At 64.3% G+C, this 21446-nt stretch carries 16 protein-coding genes; 8 read left to right on the top strand and 8 right to left on the bottom strand.

Features of this window, described 5'->3' with window-relative positions:
- Positions 1-45 precede the first annotated feature (45 nt).
- The gene (locus NTA49_RS13310) at positions 46-741 is read left to right on the top strand and encodes a GntR family transcriptional regulator (RefSeq protein ID WP_258295286.1); all 696 of its coding nucleotides are present in this window, start codon (positions 46-48) and stop codon (positions 739-741) included.
- A gap of 2 nt (positions 742-743) precedes the next feature.
- On the opposite strand, the gene NTA49_RS13305 is transcribed toward NTA49_RS13310, so the two are convergent.
- Positions 744-2180: an aldehyde dehydrogenase family protein gene (locus NTA49_RS13305; RefSeq protein WP_258295285.1), complete on the bottom strand. Its 1437-nt coding sequence runs from the start codon at positions 2178-2180 to the stop codon at positions 744-746.
- Positions 2181-2388: 208 nt separating this feature from the next.
- Between NTA49_RS13305 and NTA49_RS13300 the strand changes: the two genes are divergently transcribed.
- The 3 genes from NTA49_RS13300 to NTA49_RS13290 all read left to right on the top strand — a co-directional run bounded on the left by NTA49_RS13300 (position 2389) and on the right by NTA49_RS13290 (position 6152).
- Positions 2389-4434, top strand: a complete 2046-nt coding sequence (locus tag NTA49_RS13300) for an NADH:flavin oxidoreductase (RefSeq protein WP_258295284.1) — start codon at positions 2389-2391, stop codon at positions 4432-4434.
- A gap of 141 nt (positions 4435-4575) precedes the next feature.
- Positions 4576-5832, top strand: a complete 1257-nt coding sequence (locus NTA49_RS13295) for an imelysin family protein (RefSeq protein WP_258295283.1) — start codon at positions 4576-4578, stop codon at positions 5830-5832.
- Positions 5833-5900: 68 nt separating this feature from the next.
- Positions 5901-6152 (top strand): DUF1289 domain-containing protein, encoded by a 252-nt coding sequence (locus NTA49_RS13290; protein WP_258295282.1) that lies wholly within the window; start codon positions 5901-5903, stop codon positions 6150-6152.
- A gap of 63 nt (positions 6153-6215) precedes the next feature.
- On the opposite strand, the gene NTA49_RS13285 is transcribed toward NTA49_RS13290, so the two are convergent.
- From NTA49_RS13285 to NTA49_RS13275, 3 genes are all read right to left on the bottom strand, one after another.
- The gene (locus tag NTA49_RS13285) at positions 6216-6596 is read right to left on the bottom strand and encodes a hypothetical protein (protein ID WP_258295281.1); all 381 of its coding nucleotides are present in this window, start codon (positions 6594-6596) and stop codon (positions 6216-6218) included.
- A gap of 194 nt (positions 6597-6790) precedes the next feature.
- Positions 6791-7261, bottom strand: a complete 471-nt coding sequence (locus NTA49_RS13280) for a Dps family protein (protein WP_258295280.1) — start codon at positions 7259-7261, stop codon at positions 6791-6793.
- 13 nt (positions 7262-7274) lie between these two features.
- Positions 7275-7628, bottom strand: a complete 354-nt coding sequence (locus tag NTA49_RS13275) for a hypothetical protein (protein ID WP_258295279.1) — start codon at positions 7626-7628, stop codon at positions 7275-7277.
- A 139-nt stretch (positions 7629-7767) separates the two neighbouring features.
- Between NTA49_RS13275 and NTA49_RS13270 the strand changes: the two genes are divergently transcribed.
- From NTA49_RS13270 to NTA49_RS13260, 3 genes are read left to right on the top strand one after another with little or no spacing between them, the layout of a single operon-like run.
- Positions 7768-9321, top strand: coding sequence for a di-heme oxidoreductase family protein (locus tag NTA49_RS13270; RefSeq protein WP_258295278.1), 1554 nt, complete (start codon positions 7768-7770; stop codon positions 9319-9321).
- Complete coding sequence (locus tag NTA49_RS13265; protein WP_258295277.1) at positions 9321-10280, top strand: imelysin family protein; 960 nt, start codon at positions 9321-9323, stop codon at positions 10278-10280. Before NTA49_RS13270 ends, NTA49_RS13265 begins: the two co-directional genes overlap by 1 nt.
- A gap of 1 nt (position 10281) precedes the next feature.
- Entirely contained in the window at positions 10282-11346 is a 1065-nt protein-coding gene (locus tag NTA49_RS13260; RefSeq protein ID WP_258295276.1) for a DUF1513 domain-containing protein, read from the top strand.
- Here the strand turns inward: NTA49_RS13260 and NTA49_RS13255 are convergent.
- From NTA49_RS13255 to NTA49_RS13240, 4 genes are all read right to left on the bottom strand, one after another.
- Positions 11343-12320, bottom strand: a complete 978-nt coding sequence (locus NTA49_RS13255; protein ID WP_258295275.1) for a zinc-binding metallopeptidase family protein — start codon at positions 12318-12320, stop codon at positions 11343-11345. The genes NTA49_RS13260 and NTA49_RS13255 overlap by 4 nt on opposite strands.
- A 66-nt stretch (positions 12321-12386) precedes the next feature.
- Entirely contained in the window at positions 12387-13265 is an 879-nt protein-coding gene (locus tag NTA49_RS13250) for a transglutaminase family protein (protein WP_258295274.1), read from the bottom strand.
- Between the two features lie 3 nt (positions 13266-13268).
- The gene (locus NTA49_RS13245) at positions 13269-15674 is read right to left on the bottom strand and encodes a circularly permuted type 2 ATP-grasp protein (RefSeq protein WP_258295273.1); all 2406 of its coding nucleotides are present in this window, start codon (positions 15672-15674) and stop codon (positions 13269-13271) included.
- 10 nt (positions 15675-15684) lie between these two features.
- Complete coding sequence (locus NTA49_RS13240) at positions 15685-19008, bottom strand: transglutaminase family protein (RefSeq protein WP_258295272.1); 3324 nt, start codon at positions 19006-19008, stop codon at positions 15685-15687.
- Between the two features lie 284 nt (positions 19009-19292).
- Here NTA49_RS13240 and NTA49_RS13235 point away from each other — a divergent pair, with 284 nt between their 5' ends.
- Complete coding sequence (locus tag NTA49_RS13235) at positions 19293-21356, top strand: methyl-accepting chemotaxis protein (RefSeq protein ID WP_258295271.1); 2064 nt, start codon at positions 19293-19295, stop codon at positions 21354-21356.
- Positions 21357-21446: the final 90 nt, after the last annotated feature.

Here is a 21446-nt window from a genome sequence, read left to right as displayed (position 1 = left end):
TACGAAGCCCGGCACCCGGACCGAACACCCAGAGGGGACCGCGACGTGACGACAGCTTTTCGCAACTGGCAGGCGGTGCAACAGGAAGTGCTGCGGCGCATCCACGCGCGCGAATGGGCACCGGGGGACCTGATCCCGAACGAGGCCGATCTGGCATCCGAATTCGGCTGCGCGCGCGCCACGGTCAACCGCGCCCTGCGCGCCGTGGCCGAGGCGGGATTGCTGGACCGCAAGCGCAAGGCAGGCACGCGCGTGGCCCTGCAACCCGTGGCGCGGGCGACGCTGTCCATCGCGGTGATACGGCAAGAGGTCGAGGAGAAAGGCGCGCGCTATGGCTATGCGCTGCTGGAACGCAGCATGACGCGCCCACCTGCCCCCGTACGTGCGGCGCTGAACACCGCTGATGCCACATTGCTGCACATCCGCGCGCTGCATTTCGCCGACGGCGCGCCCTATGCGCTGGAAGACCGCTGGATAAATCCACAGGGCGCGCCCGGTGTGCTGGACCAGCCGTTCGAGACCACCAGCGCCAACGAATGGCTGTTGGAGCACACCCCTTATACCCGCGGCGACATCGCCCTGTCGGCGCAGAGCGCGACTGTGGCAGAGGCGCGGGATCTGGGCTGCGACGCTGGGGCCGCGCTCTTCGCCCTGACGCGCAACACATGGAACGGGCCGGTTGCCGTGACGCGCGTGCGCCTGCTCTTCGCACCCGGCCACAGCATGCAGGCAGATTTATAGCCCTAGGCAGGCCAGCCGCTGATCGCGCGCACTTCCAGGAACTCTTCCAGCCCCCAGATGCCGCCCTCGCGGCCATTGCCCGATTGCTTCATCCCACCGAACGGCGCACCGGTGCTGCGGCGCTGTTCGTTGATCTCGACCATGCCCGAGCGGACCTCGCGGGCGATGCGCATGGCGCGGTCGGGGTCGGCGGTCTGGACATAGTTGGTCAGCCCGTAATCGGTGTCATTGGCGATGGCTACGGCCTCGTCCTCGGTGTCGAAGGGCATCATCGACAGCACGGGACCAAAGATTTCCGTGCGCATGATCGCCATGTCGGGCGTGCAATCGGCAAACACCGTGGGCCGCACGAAATACCCGCGCTCCAGCCCCTCGGGACGGCCAAGTCCGCCTGCCACCAGCCGCGCGCCCTCGTCGATGCCTGCGGCGATCAGCGTCTGGATCTTGTCGAATTGTGCAGCATTGACCACCGGCCCGATGTGCGGCGCGGTTTCAGATGTGCCGCCCACGGTGAACGCGGCCGCGACCTCTTGCGCCTGTGCCACTGCCTGATCATAGCGCGCACGCTCGACCAGCATCCGGCTGGGCGCGTTGCACGACTGGCCCGAGTTGTTGAAACAGCGCATCACCCCGTTTTGCACCGCATCCGCGTCCGCATCGGCAAAGATCATGTTCGCCCCCTTGCCACCCAGTTCCAGACAGACGCGTTTCACCGTTTCCGCCCCGGCCCGCGTGATCGCGCGGCCCGCGTCGGTCGATCCGGTAAAGCTGATCATGTCCACGTCCGGATGCGCCGACAGTTGCGCGCCCACGCCCCGCCCATCGCCGTTGATCATGTTGAACACACCCGCAGGCACGCCCGCCTCGTGCAATATCTCGGCGAAAAGCATCGCGGAGAGCGGCGATTGTTCCGACGGTTTCAGCACGGCGGTACAGCCCGATGCCAGCGCCGGAATGACCTTGAGCACGATCTGCTTCATCGGCCAGTTCCACGGCGTGATCAGCGCAGCGACGCCAATCGGTTCGTACAATATGCGGTCATGCGGCGTGTCCGCACGCAGCGGACGGTCGAAGTCGAACGCCTCCAGCGCGTCGATAAAACCGGTAAAATGCGAACTGCTGGTGCGCGCCTGCTGGGCAATCGACATCTCCAGCGGCGCGCCGACCTCGCGGCTGATGACCGCGCCCATCTCGTCCGAGCGGCGCATATACACATCGCGGATCGCGCGGATCAGGTCCAGCCGCTGCGCCTTGGTCGAGGTGCGCCAATGGGGAAACGCCGCGCGGGCGGCGGCCACGGCGAAATTGGTATCCGCCTCGCCGCCCAGTGCGATGGTAGCAAAAGGGTCTTCGGTTGCGGGATCGATCACCAGCCGGTCGGTGCCCGCCAACGGGGCGACCCACCCGCCGTCGATGTAGAACTGACGCTTGTCGAGCATGGCGCGGCCCTTTCTGTCTGGCGTCTGTCAAAAGACGACGCCCCGGCGGGGATAGTCGCGGCCCCTCGCCTTGTCCAGTACGCGCCATGATATCGCGGGGGGGCCTTGCCCTGTCGCGCCCTGACAGGTCAACGTCGCAGTGCGACGCGTCCCTGCGGCATCTCAGCCGCTAGGATGCACATACCACACCCCCAGCAAGGAACACGTCATGTCCAAAGATCCGCTTTTGCAGCCCTTTCAGTTGAAACATCTGACACTGAAAAACCGGATCATGACCACCAGCCACGAACCGGCCTATCCCGAAAACGGCATGCCCACGGACCGCTATGCCGCCTATCACGCCGAGCGTGCCAAGGCCGGCGTGGCGCTGGCGATGACGGCAGGGTCGGCTTCGGTGTCGCGCGACAGCCCGCCGGTGTTCAACAACGTGCTGGCCTACAAGGACGAGGTGGTGCCGTGGATCAGGCGGCTGACCGACGGGTGCCACGAACACGGCTGTGCGGTGATGATCCAGCTGACTCATCTGGGCCGCCGCACCACCTGGAACAAGGGCGACTGGCTGCCTTCGGTCTCGTCCTCGCGGCACCGCGAACCGGCCCACCATGCCTTTCCCAAGCTGATCGAGGACTGGGACATCGAGCGGATCATCACCCAGTTTGCCGACGCCGCCGAGCGGATGCAGGCGGGCGGCATGGACGGGATCGAATTGCAGGTCTACGGGCACCTGCTGGACCAGTTCTGGTCGCCGCTGACCAATGATCTGACCGGGCCATACGGTGCCGATACGCTGGAAAACCGGATGCGGTTTCCGATGGAGGTGCTGGGCGCCGTGCGCAAACGTGTGGGCAATGATTTCATCGTGGGATTCCGGTTCACGGCGGACGAGGCGCAGAAAGGCGGCATCGACGCCGCCGAGGGACTGGAGATATCGAAGATACTGGCCGCAAGCGGGCAGTTGGATTTTCTGAACGTCATTCGCGGGCGCATCCACACCGACCCTGCCATGACCGACGTGATCCCGGTGCAGGGCATGAAAAGTGCGCCGCATCTGGATTTCGCGGGCGAAGTGCGCCGCGCCACCGGCATGCCCACCTTTCACGCCGCGCGCATTCCCGATGTGGCGACCGCGCGCCATGCGGTCGAGGCAGGGCTGCTGGACATGGTCGGCATGACCCGCGCGCACATGGCCGATCCGCATATCGTGCGCAAGATCATCGAAGGCCGCGAGGAGGATATCCGCCCCTGCGTTGGTGCCACCTATTGCCTCGACCGGATCTATCAGGCGGGCGAGGCGCTGTGCATCCACAACGCGGCGACCGGGCGCGAGCTGACGATGCCGCATGACATTCCCGTGGCCGAAATACGCCGCAAAGTAGTGATCGTGGGCGCAGGACCGGCGGGGCTGGAAGCGGCGCGGGTCGCCGCCGTGCGCGGCCACGACGTGACGGTGTTCGAGGCGCAACCCGACCCCGGCGGGCAAATCCGCCTGACTGCCCGCACCCCGCGCCGCCGCGAGATGATCGGGATCATCGACTGGCGCATGGCGCAATGCGCCGCCCGCGATGTGACGTTTCATTTCAACACCTGGGCCGAGCCTGCGGACATCACCGCCCTATCGCCCGATGTGGTGATCGTGGCCACCGGCGGCATGCCCAACACCCAGCTGTTCGAGACAAGCATCGAAGCCGCCCACGTGGTCAGCGCCTGGGACATTATCGCTGGCGACGTCAAGCCCGCCGCCCGCATCCTGATCTATGACGAAAGCGGCGACCACCCTGCCCTGCAAGCCGCCGAAATCGCCGCCGCCGCCGGGTCGCAGGTCGAGGTGATGACCCCCGACCGCAGCTTTGCCCCCGACATCATGGGCATGAACCTTGTGCCCTACATGCGCTCCCTGCAGGACAAGGACGTGACCATGACCGTCGCGCGCCGGCTGCTGGGCGTTGCGCGCAACGGCAACGTGCTGACTGCGACCATCGGCACCGATTACAGCGATCACACGCATCAGGCCGACTATGATCAGGTCGTGGTGAACTACGGCACCCTGCCGCTGGACGAGGTTTACCACGATCTGAAACCGCTCAGCCGCAATGGCGGTGCGGTGGATCACGATGCGCTGATCGAAGGCCGCACGCAGGAGATCCTGCGCAATCCCGAGGGCAGCTTTCAGCTTTTCCGCATCGGCGACGCGGTGTCCGCGCGCAACACCCATGCGGCGATCTACGATGCGCTGCGGCTGGTCAAGGATCTTTAACGGGCACCGGGCACTAACCAAGTGTTTTAATCGGGATTGACAATTCCGAGCGATTTAGTCAGCTTTCGGGCATCACCTGCATGGTCCCGTCTGGGCCATCCCAATGCGGACACCGATTTTCCCGAGCCCAAAGGATCTATGATGAAACGCCTGTTTACGACGACTGCGCTTTGCCTCGCGGCCACCGCCTCGTTTGCCGATACCCGCGCCGATGTGCTGACCACCTACGCCGATATCGCGGCTGCGACTTATGGCGACAGCCTGACCACCGCGCAAACGCTGCAAGCGGCCGTCGACAGGCTGATCGCCGAACCGTCGCAGACCAACCTGATCGCCGCACGTACCGCATGGAAGGCCGCCCGCGTGCCCTATCAGCAAAGCGAAGCGTTCCGGTTCGGCAACCCCATCGTCGACGACTGGGAGGGCAAGGTGAACGCCTGGCCGCTGGACGAGGGGCTGATCGACTATGTGGACAACGCCTATGGCGGGGCGACGGACGAAAACGCGGCGGCGGCGCTGAACGTGATCGCCAATCCGACCTTCACCCTATCGGGCACCGAGGTCGACGCGACCGAGATCACGCCCGCCCTGCTGTCAGGCACCCTGCAAGAGGCGGACGGCGTCGAGGCGAACGTCGCCACAGGCTATCACGCCATCGAATTCCTGCTGTGGGGGCAGGATTTGAACGGCAACGGGCCCGGTGCGGGCGACCGCCCCTGGACCGATTACGCGGCAGGCGACGACTGCACCAACGACAACTGCGAACGGCGCGGTGCCTATCTGAAAGCGGCGACCGACCTGCTGGTCTCCGACCTGGAATGGATGACCGCGCAATGGGCCGATGACGGTGCCGCGCGCGCCAACGTGATGGCCGACGAGGGCGCGGGCATCTCTGCCATGCTGACGGGCATGGGCAGCCTGTCCTACGGCGAGCAGGCGGGCGAGCGGATGCGTCTGGGCCTGATGCTGAACGACCCCGAAGAAGAGCACGACTGTTTTTCCGACAACACCCACAACAGCCACTATTACGACGGTCTGGGCGTGCAGAACGTGTACCTTGGCAGCTACACCCGCGTTGACGGCTCGACCGTGTCGGGCGCGTCGCTGTCGGGTCTGGTGACCGAGGCCGACGCGGCGCTGGACACAGAAATGCGCCTGAAGCTGGGCACCACCATGCGCGAACTGGGCCAGATCAAGACCGCAGCCGAGGCCGGATTTGCCTATGACCAGATGCTGGAAGCAGGCAACGCTGCGGGCGAAGACCTGGTGATGGGCGGCGTCAATGCGCTGATCGACCAGACCCGGTCGATCGAGCGTGTGGTCGCCGCGCTTGGCGTCGATGGCATCGCCTTCGAAGGGTCGGACAGCCTCGACAATCCGGGCGCCGTGTTCGAATAAACACCGCCCAACCGGCAGGGCGCATCGCGGTGCCCTGCCATTTTCTCTTTTTGCAAAGCCAGAGCGCCATGCCAAAACTGCCCAGCCCCTGTATCGACGTCTGCAAATACAAACGCGAAGGTCACTGCATCGCCTGTTCGATGACCAAGCCGCAGAAAAAAGCGTTCAAGTCGCTGAAGAAAGAAGACCAGCGGCACGGCTTCGTGCAACTGGTCATGGCGCAGCAGGCACAGATGGGCAAGTTCAAGGCCTGGCCTGCCGTCTATGAGAAAAAGTGCCGCAACAAGGGCGTGACCGTGCCATTGTTGCCCGAAGGGTGACATGGTGAAAGCCGCGTGCCGCCTCGCTGATCAGGGCAAGGACGGCGCGCTTTTCCGCTGACCTTACTTGACCGTGATGCGCACGGTATCGCCATGGATCTTCACGGTTTCCCTGCCGGGCCGGTCCGCGACAAAGATCGTCTCGTAGACCGGCGTCCATCCATTGCAACTGCCGCTTTGCCGAACGCCGACCTTGCCGAACACGATGTGGCCCGTTTTTAGCTTCGCATCCAGATTGCTCTTGGATTCAGCAAGGTCGCTCTTGCTGGGCAATTGACCATACTCACCACGCGCGCCATGCAGAATTGCCGCTTGGCCCACTTTCAGCGATACCTTGCCTCTGAATTTGACCTGGTTGGAACTGTCAGCCTGCACCTGGGGTGCAAAGGCGAAAACGGCCATGCCGACCCCAAGGGCGAGGCAGGCAGATTTGATATATTTCATGGGAAATCTCCAGTTAAACAATTATTCTACCTTAGCGCGAACACCGGTTTTTCGCTACTGTAAGCCCAAATTGACGTGACGTCAGATGAGTGCCCTGACCGCGCCCTAAACAATGGTTCCCCGCACGAAAAAAGCCGCTGACAATCGCCAGCGGCTTTCAAACAGTGGATTTGGCCCGATGCGGGGCCGCAGCCTTACGCCAGATGGGCGCGCAGCATCCAGGCGAATTTCTCGTGCGTGCGGCCACGCTCGATCGCCAGATCCTCGGTCAGCGAATCGCCGTTTTCGGCCGACACATGCTCCAGCCCCGACAGCGTCGCCGACAACTGTTCCTGTGCGTCCAGCAGGATCTTGATCATTTCCTTGTCGGACTGGTGACCGTCATGCTCGGAAATCTTCGAGCGTTTCAGCATACCGGCCAGTTGCCCTTCGGCGTGGCAGTCCAGCGCGCGGATGCGTTCGGCCAGATCGTCCTGTGCGACAAAGTGATCCTCGTACAGCGTCTGGAACAGCGTGTGCAGCGGGCCGAAGGCCATACCCTTGACGTTCCAGTGAAAGTTCTGCGCAAGCATCGTCGCGACCGCGGTTTCGGCAACCGCCTGGTTCAACGCCTCGGCGATGGCTTCGCGGGCGCTGGTGCTGATCTCTGTAACGGGCTGTCCCATATCGTGGTCTCCTCTATGTGTTTAGATATGATGTATTGCAATCAAGTGTAGCTGCAACACTGTGCAGCAAAAAAGCGACCCAGCGGCGAAGATGAACCGGAACGCGGCGCGCGATCAGAAAATAAAGGCTATCGCTGTCCGCCCGCCGCGCCGCATCAATTGCGGCCAGCAGCCACCGCTCGTCAAAGCTGAGTTCGCTCTCGCCCAGCCGGTAAAACCGCGTCGGGCGACCAAAGGCGGCAGGCAAGGCCCCCAAGAGCGTGTGCAACGCCTTGTCCGGCGATGCGTCGATCATCGCGCAGGCCTGCTCGACCTCAATCCGTGCAGACGCGCGGCATCCGCATGCGGCAATCCGCAGCGCCGCCAAAGTGGCCCGGTCGGGTTCCATTCGTTCGGTATCAAAGGCATAGAGAGGCTGAATGCGCGATGCTATCATGGTCACACCTGTGTGTTGGCCGTCACTAATCACTGGACGACTCTAATTTCTGACAATATTGCTCAGGTTAATGCAGAAAACAAGTTCACTCTTTGTCGCGGTCTGTCTCGGAGCCAGTTTCGGAGCGTTCGCGCTGACCCACGCCACGGCGCAGACCGACCGCTATGCGGCGGTCTCGGAGGATCCGCATCTTGACGTCATCCCGCGCACGGACGTCGAAGCGGCCCGCATCGCAGCCGTGGTGGCCCCGCCGCAGGATTTCACCAAACCGCAGCAATTCGAAGAGCTGTCCGGCGGCGCCGCGACCGTGCGGGTCAAGCCCGATGCCGATGCGTTCTCGCAACCCTCGGGCAACATCGGGTTCGAGCAAGAGCTTGAGTTCAAGGTCGGCAACGGCCTCTTCCGCAAGATCTGGGTGTCGTCGCCGTCGTCCACGCTGGCCTCCGATGGCTTGGGCCCGCTTTACAATGCGCGGTCGTGCCAACGCTGCCACATCAAGGACGGGCGCGGCCACCCGCCCGAAGAAGGCGCGGAAAACGCGGTGTCGATGTTCCTGCGCGTGTCGATCCCGGACGAAGCTGCGGGCATCGCCGACATTCAGGATTATCTCGGCACCGCCCCCGACCCGACCTATGGCACGCAGTTGCAGGATTTCGCATTGCCCGGCCTGCCCGCCGAATACCGGTTTCAAGTCGATTATGTGGAACGCCCGGTGACGCTAGCCGATGGCACCGTGGTGACGCTGCGCGATCCGACCTATACCGCCGCCGATCTGGGCTATGGCCCGCTGCACCCTGAGGCGATGCTGTCGCCGCGCGTGGCGCCGCAGATGATCGGGCTGGGCCTGCTCGAGGCGATCCCCGCCGCCGACATTCTGGCGCTGGCCGACCCCGACGACGCCGACGGCGACGGCATATCGGGGCGCCCCAACATCGTATGGTCCGGCGAATTCGACCGCCCGATGCTGGGCCGCTTTGGCCTGAAGGCGGGCATGGCCACGGTGATGGAGCAAAGCGCCGGGGCTTTCGCTGGTGACATCGGCATCTCCAACCCGCTGTTCCCCGACCCTTTTGGCGAATGTTCGACCATTCAGGATGCGTGCCGCAACGCGCCCCATGGCGACGGTGACGAGCGCGGGTTCGAGATTGATCAGGCGGGACTGGATCTGGTGGTGTTCTATTCGCGCAACCTGGGCGTTCCGGCGCGGCGCGATGTGGGCGACCCGCAAGTGCTGCGTGGCAAGCAGGTGTTTCACGACACCGGATGCGCCAGTTGCCACCAGCCGTCTTTCGTCACGCACCGTCTGAACGACCAGCCCGAGCAAAGCTTTCAGCTGATCTGGCCGCACACCGACATGCTGTTGCACGACATGGGCCCCGGCCTCGCCGACAACCGGCCCGAGGCGGTCGCGAACGGCACCGAATGGCGCACGCCGCCGCTCTGGGGGATCGGTCTGACGCAGCAGGTGTCGGGGCATACGATGTTCCTGCACGATGGCCGCGCAAGATCGCTGCTCGAGGCGATCCTGTGGCATGGCGGCGAGGCGCAAGCCGCGCGCGACCGTGTCGTCGATATGCCAAAACCCGACCGCGACGCCCTTTTGACCTATCTGGAGAGCCTGTGATGCGCCTTGCCATCCTTCTTGCCCTGCTGCCGATGCCCGCTCTTGCCGATGGGCGCGTGGATGCAGCATTGGACCAGCATATATTGCCCGGCTTCGCCCGCCTGACCGACAGCACCGCCGCACTGGCCGCATCGGACGACTGCGCGCCGGTCGCGGCCTGGGCACAGGCATCGGACGCATGGCAGGCGGTATCGCATCTGCGGTTCGGCCCGACCGAAATGGACAATCGCGGCTTTGCGCTGGCCTATTGGCCCGATCCACGCGGGGCCACGCCGAAGGCGCTGAACACGCTTCTGAGCGATGACAGCCCTGCCGTTACGGACGCATCAGTGGCGGGGCGCGGGGTCTATGCGATGGAATATCTGCTTTTCGATCCCGCCTTTGCGGCGGACAAGGCCCGCTGCGCCCTGATCCATGCCCTTGCAGATGATGCCCACGCAACCGCCACGGCCATCGCGCAGGACTGGAATGACCGATACGCCGATCTGCTGCGGAATGCGTCGAACGCCACCTACCAGTCGGACACCGAGGCACTGCAGGAGCTGTACAAAGCGCTGCAAACCGGGCTCGAGTTCGCATCAGACACCCGCATCGGTCGCCCTCTCGGCACCTATGACCGCCCGCGTGCCACCCGCGCGGAAATGCGCCGTTCCGGTCGGTCGCTGAACAATGTCGTTGTCTCACTCACCAGCCTGCAAGAACTGGCGCTGGCGCTGACCTCGGCAGATCCTGCCCTGGCGTCCGAGATCGACGCGGCGTTCGACATGGCCCTGACCCGCGCAGACGAGATCGCGCAGATCGACGGCGGCCCTGATTTCAGCCTGGTCGACCAACCGCAGAACCGCCTGAAACTGGAAGTGCTGCAACAGAACATCGACAGCATCCGAGATCTTCTGGCGATGAAGCTGGGGCCGCAACTGGGTGTCATCGCGGGCTTCAATTCACTGGACGGGGACTGAGATGGCCAACCGCCGCCAATTCCTTGCGGGGCTTCTGGCCACCGGCCTTGCCCCGGTGCCGACATGGGCCGATGCGGGCAATCCCGCCTATCTGTCCGCGGCGCGCCTGCCCGATGGCCGCTATGTGCTGACCGGGCTGGACCGCGAAGGGGTTGAACGTTTCCGCATCCCGCTGCCCGACCGTGGCCATGCCGCCGCCGCCCATCCGACGCAGCCTATCGCCGTCGCCTTTGCCCGCAGGCCGGGGCGGTTTGCGCTGGTGCTGGATTGTCGCGATGGCGCGGTGCTGGCACAGCTGCACAGCCCCGAGGGGCGGCATTTCTACGGGCACGGCAGCTTCGACGCCAGCGGTGACTATCTGTTTACCACCGAAAACGACTATGACGCAGGCGAAGGGCGCATCGGCGTCTGGGATGCGGCCAAGGGCTACGCCCGCATCGGCGAATTTGCCTCGGGCGGGGTCGGGCCGCATGACATCAAGCTGCTGCCGGATGGCGGTTTTGTGGTCGCCAATGGCGGCATCGACACGCATCCCGACAGCGGGCGGCTGAAGCTGAACCTGTCGACGATGCAGCCCAATCTGGCCTATCTGAGCGCGACAGGCGCGTTGCTTGAGAACGTCGCGCCCGCCCATCACCACGCCTCTACCCGTCACCTCGCGGTGCGTGCCGACGGGCTGGTGGCGGTCGGCATGCAGTGGCAGGGCGACGTGGCAAGCGCGCCCGCGCTGGTGGCGCTGCACCGGCGAGGTGCGCCCCTTCAGATGCTCGGCGATGCCTCGGCGCTGGATGGATATGTGGGCAGCATCGCCTTTTCCGGCGATGGCGCGCAGGTCGCCATCACCTCGCCCCGTGGCGGCACGCTGGAAGTGTTCGATGCGACCAGCGGCGCGCTGGTGCAGCGGTTGGCCGAGGCTGATATCTGCGGGGTTGCCGCCGCTGACCACGGCCTGTTGGCCACAACCGGACTGGGCCACGTGATCCGCGCGGACACCGCCACGCAGACTCTGCAATCGGCATCGCTGGCCTATGACAATCACCTGGTGGCGATCGCCCCGCGGGGCTAGGTGCCCGTCCCGCTCAGCCAGCCATGCGCGCGCACCAGCTTGTCGCGCACAACTCGGCTGTGCACGAAGGGATAGATGTCGTCCTGCCCCATCGACCGGTTCACGTGGTTCAGCGCCAGCCCATAGGCTCCCGCCGTCTCGATCAGCGCCTCGGCGCTGGTCTCGGCATAGGCATCGTATTTCAGGTTGTTCAGCGTCGGCAGGGTCAGCCCCGCCTCGACCGCGCTGTCCAGCATGTCTGTCAGGTGCATCACATGCGCCGAGGTTTCGGCCCAGTCCTCATGCGCGTGGGCCGACGCATAAGAGGTGATGAACCGGCTGTTCCAGTCGGTCGAGGCCCCCTTGGCATAGTGGCGTTTCAGCGCGGCACCGTAGTCTTCCTGCGGATCGCCGAAGACTGCGGTGAACTGGTCCACGAAATCCGGGCGGCTGGCGGCCAGACGCTCGAACAGGAAGTGCGCAATCTCGTGGCGGAAGTGCGCTGTCATGGTGCGCAGCCGCTCGCTCAATGCCTCGCGGCGGCGGACCTCCTCGATCGGGTCGGCTTCGGCCAGGTTGATGGTGACCAGTCCGTTCTGGTGGCCCATGACGATCTGCGCGGGCCCCTCTGCGGTATCTTCGGACAGCAGATGAAAGCGCGGATTGGGCCCGGTATCGGCATCGGTGAACCAGCCCCAGCGGCCCAGCGTGGCAAGCACCCAACGCTTCGACGCCTCGGACCGCGCCCAGAGCGACAGGTTGTCGCCCAGTTCGATGTCGGGCACCACCTCGGTCATGGCACAGGACCGGCAGAGGTCGGTCTCGGCCTGCTCGGCCACCCAGTTGCACCCGATCTGCCCACGGTTGGCGCATTGCGTGCCGTTTTGGACAAAGCTGTCGGCTTCGGGGTCATAGACCAGCGCCGCGCCGCAGACGCACCTCTGGTTCGAGAAATAGGCCGTGGCCTTGCATGCGGGGCAGGCATAGATACGCATCGGTGAAGTTCCGTTCTTTGGGGGCTGGCGTGGTTTGCAGCACGGACTGCAGGACAATCCTGCGGGCTATGTGACCACCTTGACGTCAACAGATTGCGAAGTCGTTTGGTTCCCCGCAGATCGCAGATGGCCGATATCGGGGCTGACGTCGGCGTAATCGCGCCCGTAGCCCACGACGATATGATCGGTGCCGACGATGCAGCGGTTGGTGGGATCGTACTCCACCCAGCCCAGCGCCGCACCGCACCAGGCCTTGACCCAGGCGTGCATCGCATCGGCCCCTTCCAGACGGGTGCCGCCCTTGGGTGGAAGGGTGCGAAGATAGCCGCTGACATAGCCCGCAGGGATACCCAGCGCGCGCAGCGCAAGGATCATCACGTGGCTATAGTCCTGGCACACACCCCGTTTAAGCCGGAAAGCATCGACCGCATTGGTGTCGACGGTTGTCGCCATCGCGTCGAAGGTCATGATCCCGTGCAGCGCCTCGCCCAGCCGCATGACGGTGTCGGCCACGCTGTCGCCATCGCGCCGGATCGCGCGGGCGAAGGCCGAGATTTCAGAGTTCGCCACCAGCCGTGGCGACGGGCCCAGGAAATGCGTCGGCGACAGCGGCCCCATCTCGCGCACATCGGCCAGCTCGACCGCCAGTTGCTCTGCGGTCAACGGGAAATCCAGCAGGGGTGCTGGCGCCTGCACGTCGATCCGGCAGGCCATGGTGATCGCCATTTCGCTGTGCACATCCGCGTGCACAAATGTCGTCGTCTGGTTGCCGAAGAAATCGACGCTGTCGAACTGCTCGGACGGGCTGGGCGTGATGGTCAGCATCGACAGCTTCAACCGTTGCCGCCCGCCCAGCGCACGCGGCACCACGCGCACCACGTGCCGCCCGTTTCCGGCGGGGGAATGATAGGTGTGCGACAGGGTCAGTCGAATATCGTATTCCATTGCTTACACCAGAAATGTTTCGGTCAGCGCATCGGACAGCGCCCAAAGCTCGCGCTCGATCCGGTCGAACAGTTCGGTGGTCAGGCCGTCCGTGGTCACGGTCGCCAGCTGCGTTTCCAAAAGCAGGATGCGCCGTGCCACATCGCCCAGAACAGCGCCGCCGGTCTGACCGGGAAGCTCCTTGATCTGCTGGTTGGCGCGGGTCACGTGAAACCGCACCGAGCGCGGGTTGTTCGCATCCAGCGCCAGCATGTGAAACACCGACCCGATGTCCGCCACGACCGAGAACCGCGCCCGGTGCGACACGATGCTGTCGCCCAGCTCAAGCGCCAGGTTCAGCGCGCCCTCGGGCGCATCCGCGCGACCCAACTGACGCAGCACGCGCACCATGCCCGCCGCACGTTCCAGCGAAATGCCCAGGCTCAGAAACCGCCACCCGTGCGAGCGGTACATGTTCTCGTGCACAAGCCCGGAAAACCCGGTGATCTTGCGCAAGAGCAGGCTGCTTTCGGTCAGGATGTCATCGGGCTCGACCTTGATCCCGTGCAGGCGGTCGACGTTTTGCACGATGTCCTTCAGCGCCTTCATCCCGTCGGGCGAAAAGCGGTCACCGATCTTGGTTGCGGCCTGCAGGGCACCGTACAGCGGCGTCTCGAACCGTTCGGCCATCGTGGCCGCATCGTGCGTGACGCCAAACAGCAGGTGCTTGCGGATATAGCGCAGGATCGGGGCGCCGGGGCTGACGCCGTCGCTGACGCGGGCGAAATAGGCGCGAAACAGGCGCACGTTGAACTCTGCCCGCTCGACGTTTCGGCCCACCCAGAACAGGTTGTCGGCGGAGCGCGACGGCAGCGCACCTTCCGAGAATGCGCGCGTCGGCGCGTCGGCTTTCGGTGTCAGCAGGCTGGTCTGCGGCACCGGCGTGTCCGATACGATCCAGACGTCCGCCACCTTGCCGCCGCGCTGCATCGCCAGCGCCTTGGGGTCGTCGCCGCCGCTGACGCGCGCATAGCCGCCGGGCATCATCTGCCAGCCGTCCGCCGTGCGCACCAGAAACACCCGCAGGCACATGGGCCGCGCGACAAGCTGTTCGTTTTCGTAGACCGGCGTGGTCGACAGGGTGACGGTCTCCTGCCCCACCAACTCGCGCCCCGAGGTTTGCAAGAGCGACATCACATGATCGGGAAAGCTGCCCAGCTTGTCCGCGTCGAACACGAACGTCCCCGGATCGGCCATCAGCGGCACGGTGGAAAAGGCCGAGCCGACCATCATCTGCTCGCAGTGCCGGATCACATGGTCGCGCTCGGCCGCGTGACCGCACCACCAGGTCGCGATATTGGGCATGATCAGTGGCTGGCCCAGATGCTTGCGCGCGATCTTGGGCAAAAACGCCATCAGCGCGCGGGTCTCCAGCACCCCTGCCCCCTCGGCGTTGAGCATCCGCAGGTTGCGCCTGCGCAGGGCATCCAGCAGGCCGGGCGTGCCGATCAGCGATGCGGCCTCCAGCTCCAGCGGGTCGATCATCGCGGACGGCACCCGGTTCCACAGCAGGCTGATCGGTTTGGGGCCAGAAACGGTGCGCACCATCGCCTGCCCGTCGGTCACGATCAGGTCCTCGCCCTCGACCAGAAGCAGGCCCAGGTAGCGCGCCAGATAGGCGTGTTCGGCATAGTTCTGGTTCATCGGTCCGGGGCTGAGCATGGCGATCTGCCCCGCGCCCTTGCCCCTCAGATCGAACAGACGCTGCTGGATCGCCTGAAAGAATCCCGCGATGCGGTGCACATGCGCATTGCTGAAAAAGTTCGGAAACACGCGCGAAAGCGCCACGCGGTTTTCGATGGCAAAGCCCGTGGTGGTCGGCGATTCCACGATGTCGCTGATCACCCACCATCTGCCGTCCGGCCCGCGCCCGATCTCGAACGACAGGAAATTCAGGAACGGTTCGGACTTCGGCTGCACCCCCATCATCGGACGCAGCCACGCGGGGTTCTGCCCCAGCAGCGCCGCCGGGATCTGCCCCGACCGCACCAGATCGTTGGCTCCGTAGAAATCGCGCACCACGTATTCCAGCAGGTCGGCGCGCTGCACCAGCCCTGCCCCGATCTCGGCCCATTCGCTTTCGCCCAGAACCACCGGAATATGGCTGAGCGGCCATTCGCGTTCCGACGATACGGTGTCGTCGTATTGGCGGTAGAACACGCCCGCCTCGCTCAGGTACTGGTCGCCACGGGCAAAGCGGTGCGCCAGCCCCTCGGTCGACAGCTCTCCGAGATGTTTCATCAGGTCACGCCAGGCAGGTTTCACCGCGCCGTCCGCGCCGATCATCTCGTCGCGGACGCCCCGGTGCGTGGCGTAATTGGCAAGCAGATCGTTGCTTGCCCCGCCCCTGTTGGTTTGCGTGCTGGCCATGTCCGGCTGACTACAACCCCGCCCGTCTGCGCAGGTCAAGCGTCAAAGGAAACTCCGGGTGCGGTATTTCCGATGGCGGCGTGAAGGCCCCCGTGGTGTGGCCCAGCGGCTCGAACCGCGACAGCCTGCGCGCCTCGGCCTCGTTGCCGTTGACCGGGAAGGTGTCGAAGTTGCGCCCGCCGGGATGTGCCACGTGATAGCGGCAGCCGCCCAGCGACCGACCCGTCCAGGTGTCGTAGATGTCAAAGGTCAGCGGCGCGTCGACCTCAAGCACCGGATGCATCGACTGTGCGGGCTTCCACGCCTTGTAACGCACGGCAGCCACGCGCGACTGCGGCGCACGGGTCTGCGCCAGCGGCACGATCCGCTTGTTGGCGGTGACGCGGTAGCGGTCGGGGTTGGCCCCCGTCAGCTTGACCTGCAACCGCTCGACCGAGCTGTCGGTATAGCGCACGGTGCCGCCGATGGCACCGGTCTCGCCCAGCACATGCCATGGCTCCAGCGCTTGCCGCAGCTCCAGCGTCATGCCCTCGTATGTGACCTCTCCGCAGAAGGGAAAGCGGAACTCGGCCTGCGCCTCGAACCACATCGGGTCCAGCGCCATGCCATGCGCGTTCAGATCGTCGAGCACCTCGATGAAGTCGTCCCAGATGAATTCGGGCAGCATGAAGCGGTCATGCAGTTGCGTGCCCCAGCGGGTCAGGTTGCCACTGATCGGATCATCCCAGCAGCGCGCAATGATGGCCCGGATCAGCACCTGTTGTGCCAGGCTCATGCGCGGGTTCGGCGGCATCTCGAAGCCGCGGAATTCGACCAGGCCCAGACGTCCGGTGGGTCCATCGGGCGAATAGAGCTTGTCGATGCAGATCTCGGTCCGGTGGGTGTTGCCCGTGACGTCGATCAGGCTGTTGCGCAGCAGACGGTCGGTCAGCCACGGCGGCGGCACGTCCGCCTTGGTCGGCGGCCAGATCTGGTCCAGCGCGATTTCAAGCTCGTAAAGCTGGTCATGGCGCGCCTCGTCGATGCGCGGCGCCTGGCTGGTGGGACCGACGAAGGTGCCAGAGAACAGATAGGACAGGCTGGGGTGCCGCTGCCAGAAGTGGATCAGGCTTTTCAGCAGATCGGGACGGCGCAGGAACGGGCTGTCAGCGGGCTTTACCCCGCCCACGACCACGTGGTTGCCGCCGCCGGTGCCGGTATGGCGCCCGTCGATCATGAACTTGTCCGCCCCCAGACGACACTGGCGCGCCTGTTCATAGACGATCTCGGTGGTGTTGACGCATTCGGCCCAGCTGGCGGCGGGGTGAATGTTCACCTCAAGCACACCGGGGTCCGGTGCCACGCGGATCACCTCGATCCGCGGATCGCTGGGCGGGCTGTACCCTTCGATCAGCACCTTGTGGCCGGTCGCCTTGGCGGCGGCTTCGGTCGCGGCGATCAGCTCCAGATAGTCCTCAAGCGTTTCCACCGGCGGCAGGAACACGCAAAGCCGCCCATCGCGCGGCTCGACCGAGATGGCGGTGCGCACCGACCCGCTCAGATCGCCGTCGCGGGCCATCGTCTGTTCGACGACCTCCTGCCCCGCAGTCGCGTCGGTGCGGTGGGCCACGGCCTGCGGACGTGCCTCGATCTCGGCGGGATCAGCCAGCGGCGCGCGCTCCTCCATCGGGTCCTGCGGGTTGATGAACGGAAAGCTTGCCTCGGGGATGTGCCGCAGCGTGCCCAGCGGCAGCCGGTAGCCCACGGGGCTGTCACCGGCGACCAGGAACACCTTGCCGCGCCGCATGTTCCACACTTCGGACATCCAGCGGCTTTCGGCCCGCGCCTGCCAACGCTGCACCGGCAACACGTAGCCTGCGGGCGTGGTCAGCCCCCGCTCGAACACCCGCGCGATGCGAGCGCGCTCTTCGGGGTCCTTCAGCTTGTTGTTCTCCGGGGTCACGTTTTCCGGCAGGCTGGCTTCCTTGATGATCCAGTCGGCTGGGTCCTCGAAGGCGGGCAGCACGTTTTCGCGTGGCACCGCCAGATGCTGCGCAATGCTGTCCAGCAGCGCCTTGGCATCGTCTGGCCCCACGTTTTCCTGCGTGTCCTCGCGCGCCAGCAGATCGGGATCCTTCCAGATCGGCTTGCCGTCCTTGCGCCAGTACAGCGAAAAGGTCCAGCGCGGCAGCGTCTCGCCGGGGTACCACTTGCCCTGCCCGTAATGCAGCAGCCCGCCATTGGCGAACCTGTCCTGCAAGCGGCGGATCAGCTTGTCGGCCAGCACCCGCTTGGTGGGCCCCACGGCGTCCGAATTCCACTCGGGGCTTTCAAAATCGTCGATGGACACGAACGTGGGCTCGCCGCCCATGGTCAGGCGCACATCGCCGTCCTCCAGCCGCTTGTCGATCTTCTGGCCCAGCGCGTTCAGCGCGTCCCACGAGGCGTCCGAGAACGGCTTGGTGATGCGTGGATGCTCGGCGGTACGCTTGACCTGCATGTCGAACGAGAACTCGACCTCGGCAAAGCTGGCCACCCCGGTGATCGGTGCCGCGTTCGCATAATGCGGCGTCGCGGCCAGCGGAATATGGCTTTCGCCCGCCAGCAGGCCAGACGTCGGGTCCAGCCCGATCCAGCCGGCACCGGGCAGGTAAACCTCGACCCAGGCGTGCAGATCGGTGAAATCGTGATCCGTGCCCGCAGGACCGTCGAGCGCCACCAGATCGGGCTTCAACTGGATCAGATAGCCCGAGACAAAGCGCGCCGCGATCCCGAGATTGCGCAGGATCTGTACCAACAGCCAGCTGCTGTCGCGGCACGAGCCTGACGCGCGGCCCAGCGTGACCTCGGGCGTCTGTACCCCCGGCTCCATGCGGATTTCATAGTTGATCTCGGAGGCAAGCCGCATGTTCAGCGCCACCAGAAAGTCGATCGTGACCATCTTGTCGCGCGGCACCGACTTGAGGAAACCCTCAAGTTTCGGCGTCATCGGCTCGGTCTTGAGGTAGATCGACAGATCGTCGGCAATCTCGTCGCCATAGGTGAACGGGAAGTCCTTGGCGCTGTCCTCGACGAAGAAATCAAAGGGGTTGTAGACGGACATGTCCGCGACCAGATCCACCTCGATCTTGAATTCGCGCACAGGTTCGGGAAACACCAGCCGCGCCATCCAGTTGCCATAGGGGTCCTGTTGATGGTTCACGAAATGATCCACAGGCGACACCGACAGGGAATGCGAGATGACCCGCGTGCGCGAATGCGGCGCCGGTCGCAGCCGGATGATCTGCGGCCCCAGGGTGACGGGACGGTCATATTTATAGTGGGTCAGGTGATAGATGCTGGCGGTGATCGACATGGGCGTCTCCTTTCGCACACCATCGCGCCGCGTATTGGACGCGGCAACGTGTTAGGTGTGGTTTTGCAGTCATTGTAGCGCGCGGTTGCGGCAATTGCGACCAGACGCTTGGAAACAGGGCAAAACTCCGGCGGTCCGGGCCGCCGGGACAGTGTGGACGTGGGCCTGCTGCGCTGCGACAGAACGGGCCTGCTGCAGATTCCCCTGACGGCCTTAATGGTTTCGAAGCCATTGCACGGCAGTGTGGCTGAAATCGGTTCATCAAAGGTTGGCAGGGATTCGACATGGCTTGGTTCAAAAAAGAGAACTTGGAATTGGACACCCTGCGCAGGGAATTGCGGGCGCTTGAGACATCGCATGTTTTTGCGCGTCTGGCCCCGGATCACACGGTCCTGTCCGTCAACGACAGTTTCTGCACGTTTCTGAACGTCCAGGCGGTCGATATCATCGGCAAGGACTATGAACAGATCGTGCGCGAAAAGGATTATGACAGCGCAGAGTTCATCGACATCTGGCGGCATGTCGACAACGGGCGGCCCATCAACCAGATTGTGCCGCGATTGAACAAACAGCGCGACGAGGTCTGGTTCGACGCCACCTATACCCCCATCATGAAGCCCGACGGCACCCATGACTATACCATCGTCGCCGCGCGCGAGATCACGGCGGCGCATTTGCGCCGGCGCGACAACCGAAGCCAGGTGGATGCCGTCAATCGCTCCATGGCAGTGATCGAATTTGATCTAAGCGGAAATATTCTGTCCGCAAACGACCTGTTTTTGAAAACGATGGGCTATGCGCAGGATGACATCATTGGCAAGAACCACCGAATTTTCATGCCCCGCGAAGAAGCTGAAAGCCAAGATTACAAGGACTTCTGGGATGGTCTTTCACAGATCGCGTCCAAAACCGGGCAGGTCAAGCGCATCGGCAAGGACGGCAAGATCCGCTGGCTGCAGGCGACGTACGAGACGCTGATCGACCCCGAGGGGCGCGCGTTCAAGGTTGTCAAATACGCCTTCGACATCACCGCCGCCCGCGACATGGAGGCGGACGCCAAGGGCAAGGTGGACGCAATCCAGAAGGTGCAGGCGGTCATCGAATTTGACCCCCATGGCAAGATCCTGAGCGCAAACGATCTTTTCTGTCAGGCCCTGGGCTATGAGCAGCACGAGATCGTCGGCAAGATGCACCGCATGTTCGTTGACAAGACCTATGCAGGCAGTCCTGAATATATCTCATTCTGGGAAGGCCTGCGGCGCGGCGAGCCGAACGACGGCGCCTTCGAGAGGATCGGCAAGGACGGAAGCACGGTACACATCCGCGCCAGCTATAACCCGATCCGCAACGCCGCAGGCGAAGTGGTGAAGGTCGTCAAGTTCGCGGTGGACACGACCCCCTACGTCCGAACCGCCAGTGCGATGCAATCGGGGCTGGGCAAACTGGCCGCAGGCGACCTGACCGTCAGACTGCACGAAGACCTGGGGGAGTTCGACGACATCCGCGTGCAGTTCAACGCCTCGGTCGAGCGGCTGGACAGCGTGTTATCCTCCGTTCTGCGCCAATCCGGCGAGGTCAACCAGGAGGTCGCCGCGATTTCAACCGGAATGAACGATTTGTCGAACCGATCAGAACGGCAGGCGGCCACGCTGGAAGAAAGCGCCGCGGCACTGGAGGAGCTGACGTTTTCCGTCAAAAGCGCGACCGAAATGACCAATGACACAAGCAAGAAGGTCCAGAAGGCCAAGGAGCAGACGGACCGGTCCAGCGTGGTCGTGGGCGATGCGATCAGCGCGATGAACGTGATCGCGGAAAGCTCGCAATCCATTTCGCGCATCACCAGCGTCATCGACGACATCGCCTTTCAGACCAACCTGCTGGCACTGAACGCGGGCGTCGAGGCCGCGCGCGCAGGCGAAGCCGGTCGCGGCTTTGCGGTGGTGGCATCGGAAGTGCGCGAACTGGCCCAGCGCTCGTCCGCCGCCGCACGTGAGATTGCGGAACTGATCGAGGATTCCAAGCGACAGGTCGGACACGGCGTCGAACTGGTCGGGCAAGCGGGTCAATCGCTGCAATCCATCGACATGACCGTGACCGAGATACGCGACAGCATCCTGCAGATCGCCTCGGCAGCGCTTGAGCAAAGCAGTGGTCTGCACGAGATGAACAGCGCCGTCAGCGACCTGGACCGCGCCGTTCAGCAAAATGCCGCGATGGCCGGGGAAAGCTCGAACGCGGTACAACTGCTGCAGGCGGGGATCGATTCAATGACTTCCAATGTCGGTTTCTTCAACTGCTCTGGCGGCGTGACAGAGCCTGCGGCGCGGCACACGCGACTGGCAGGGTAGCGCGGTCAGGCTGGCAATCCGCCGGATGCCTCGTGAGGAGGCGTTCGCGGATCGCCGTCCGGGCCAGAGAAGAGTACGTGCCGTAAGCCA

This window comes from Pseudosulfitobacter koreensis, assembly GCF_024733015.1.
In the GTDB taxonomy this organism is placed as follows: domain Bacteria; phylum Pseudomonadota; class Alphaproteobacteria; order Rhodobacterales; family Rhodobacteraceae; genus Pseudosulfitobacter; species Pseudosulfitobacter koreensis.
This window is presented reverse-complemented; position numbering and strand designations above follow the sequence as displayed.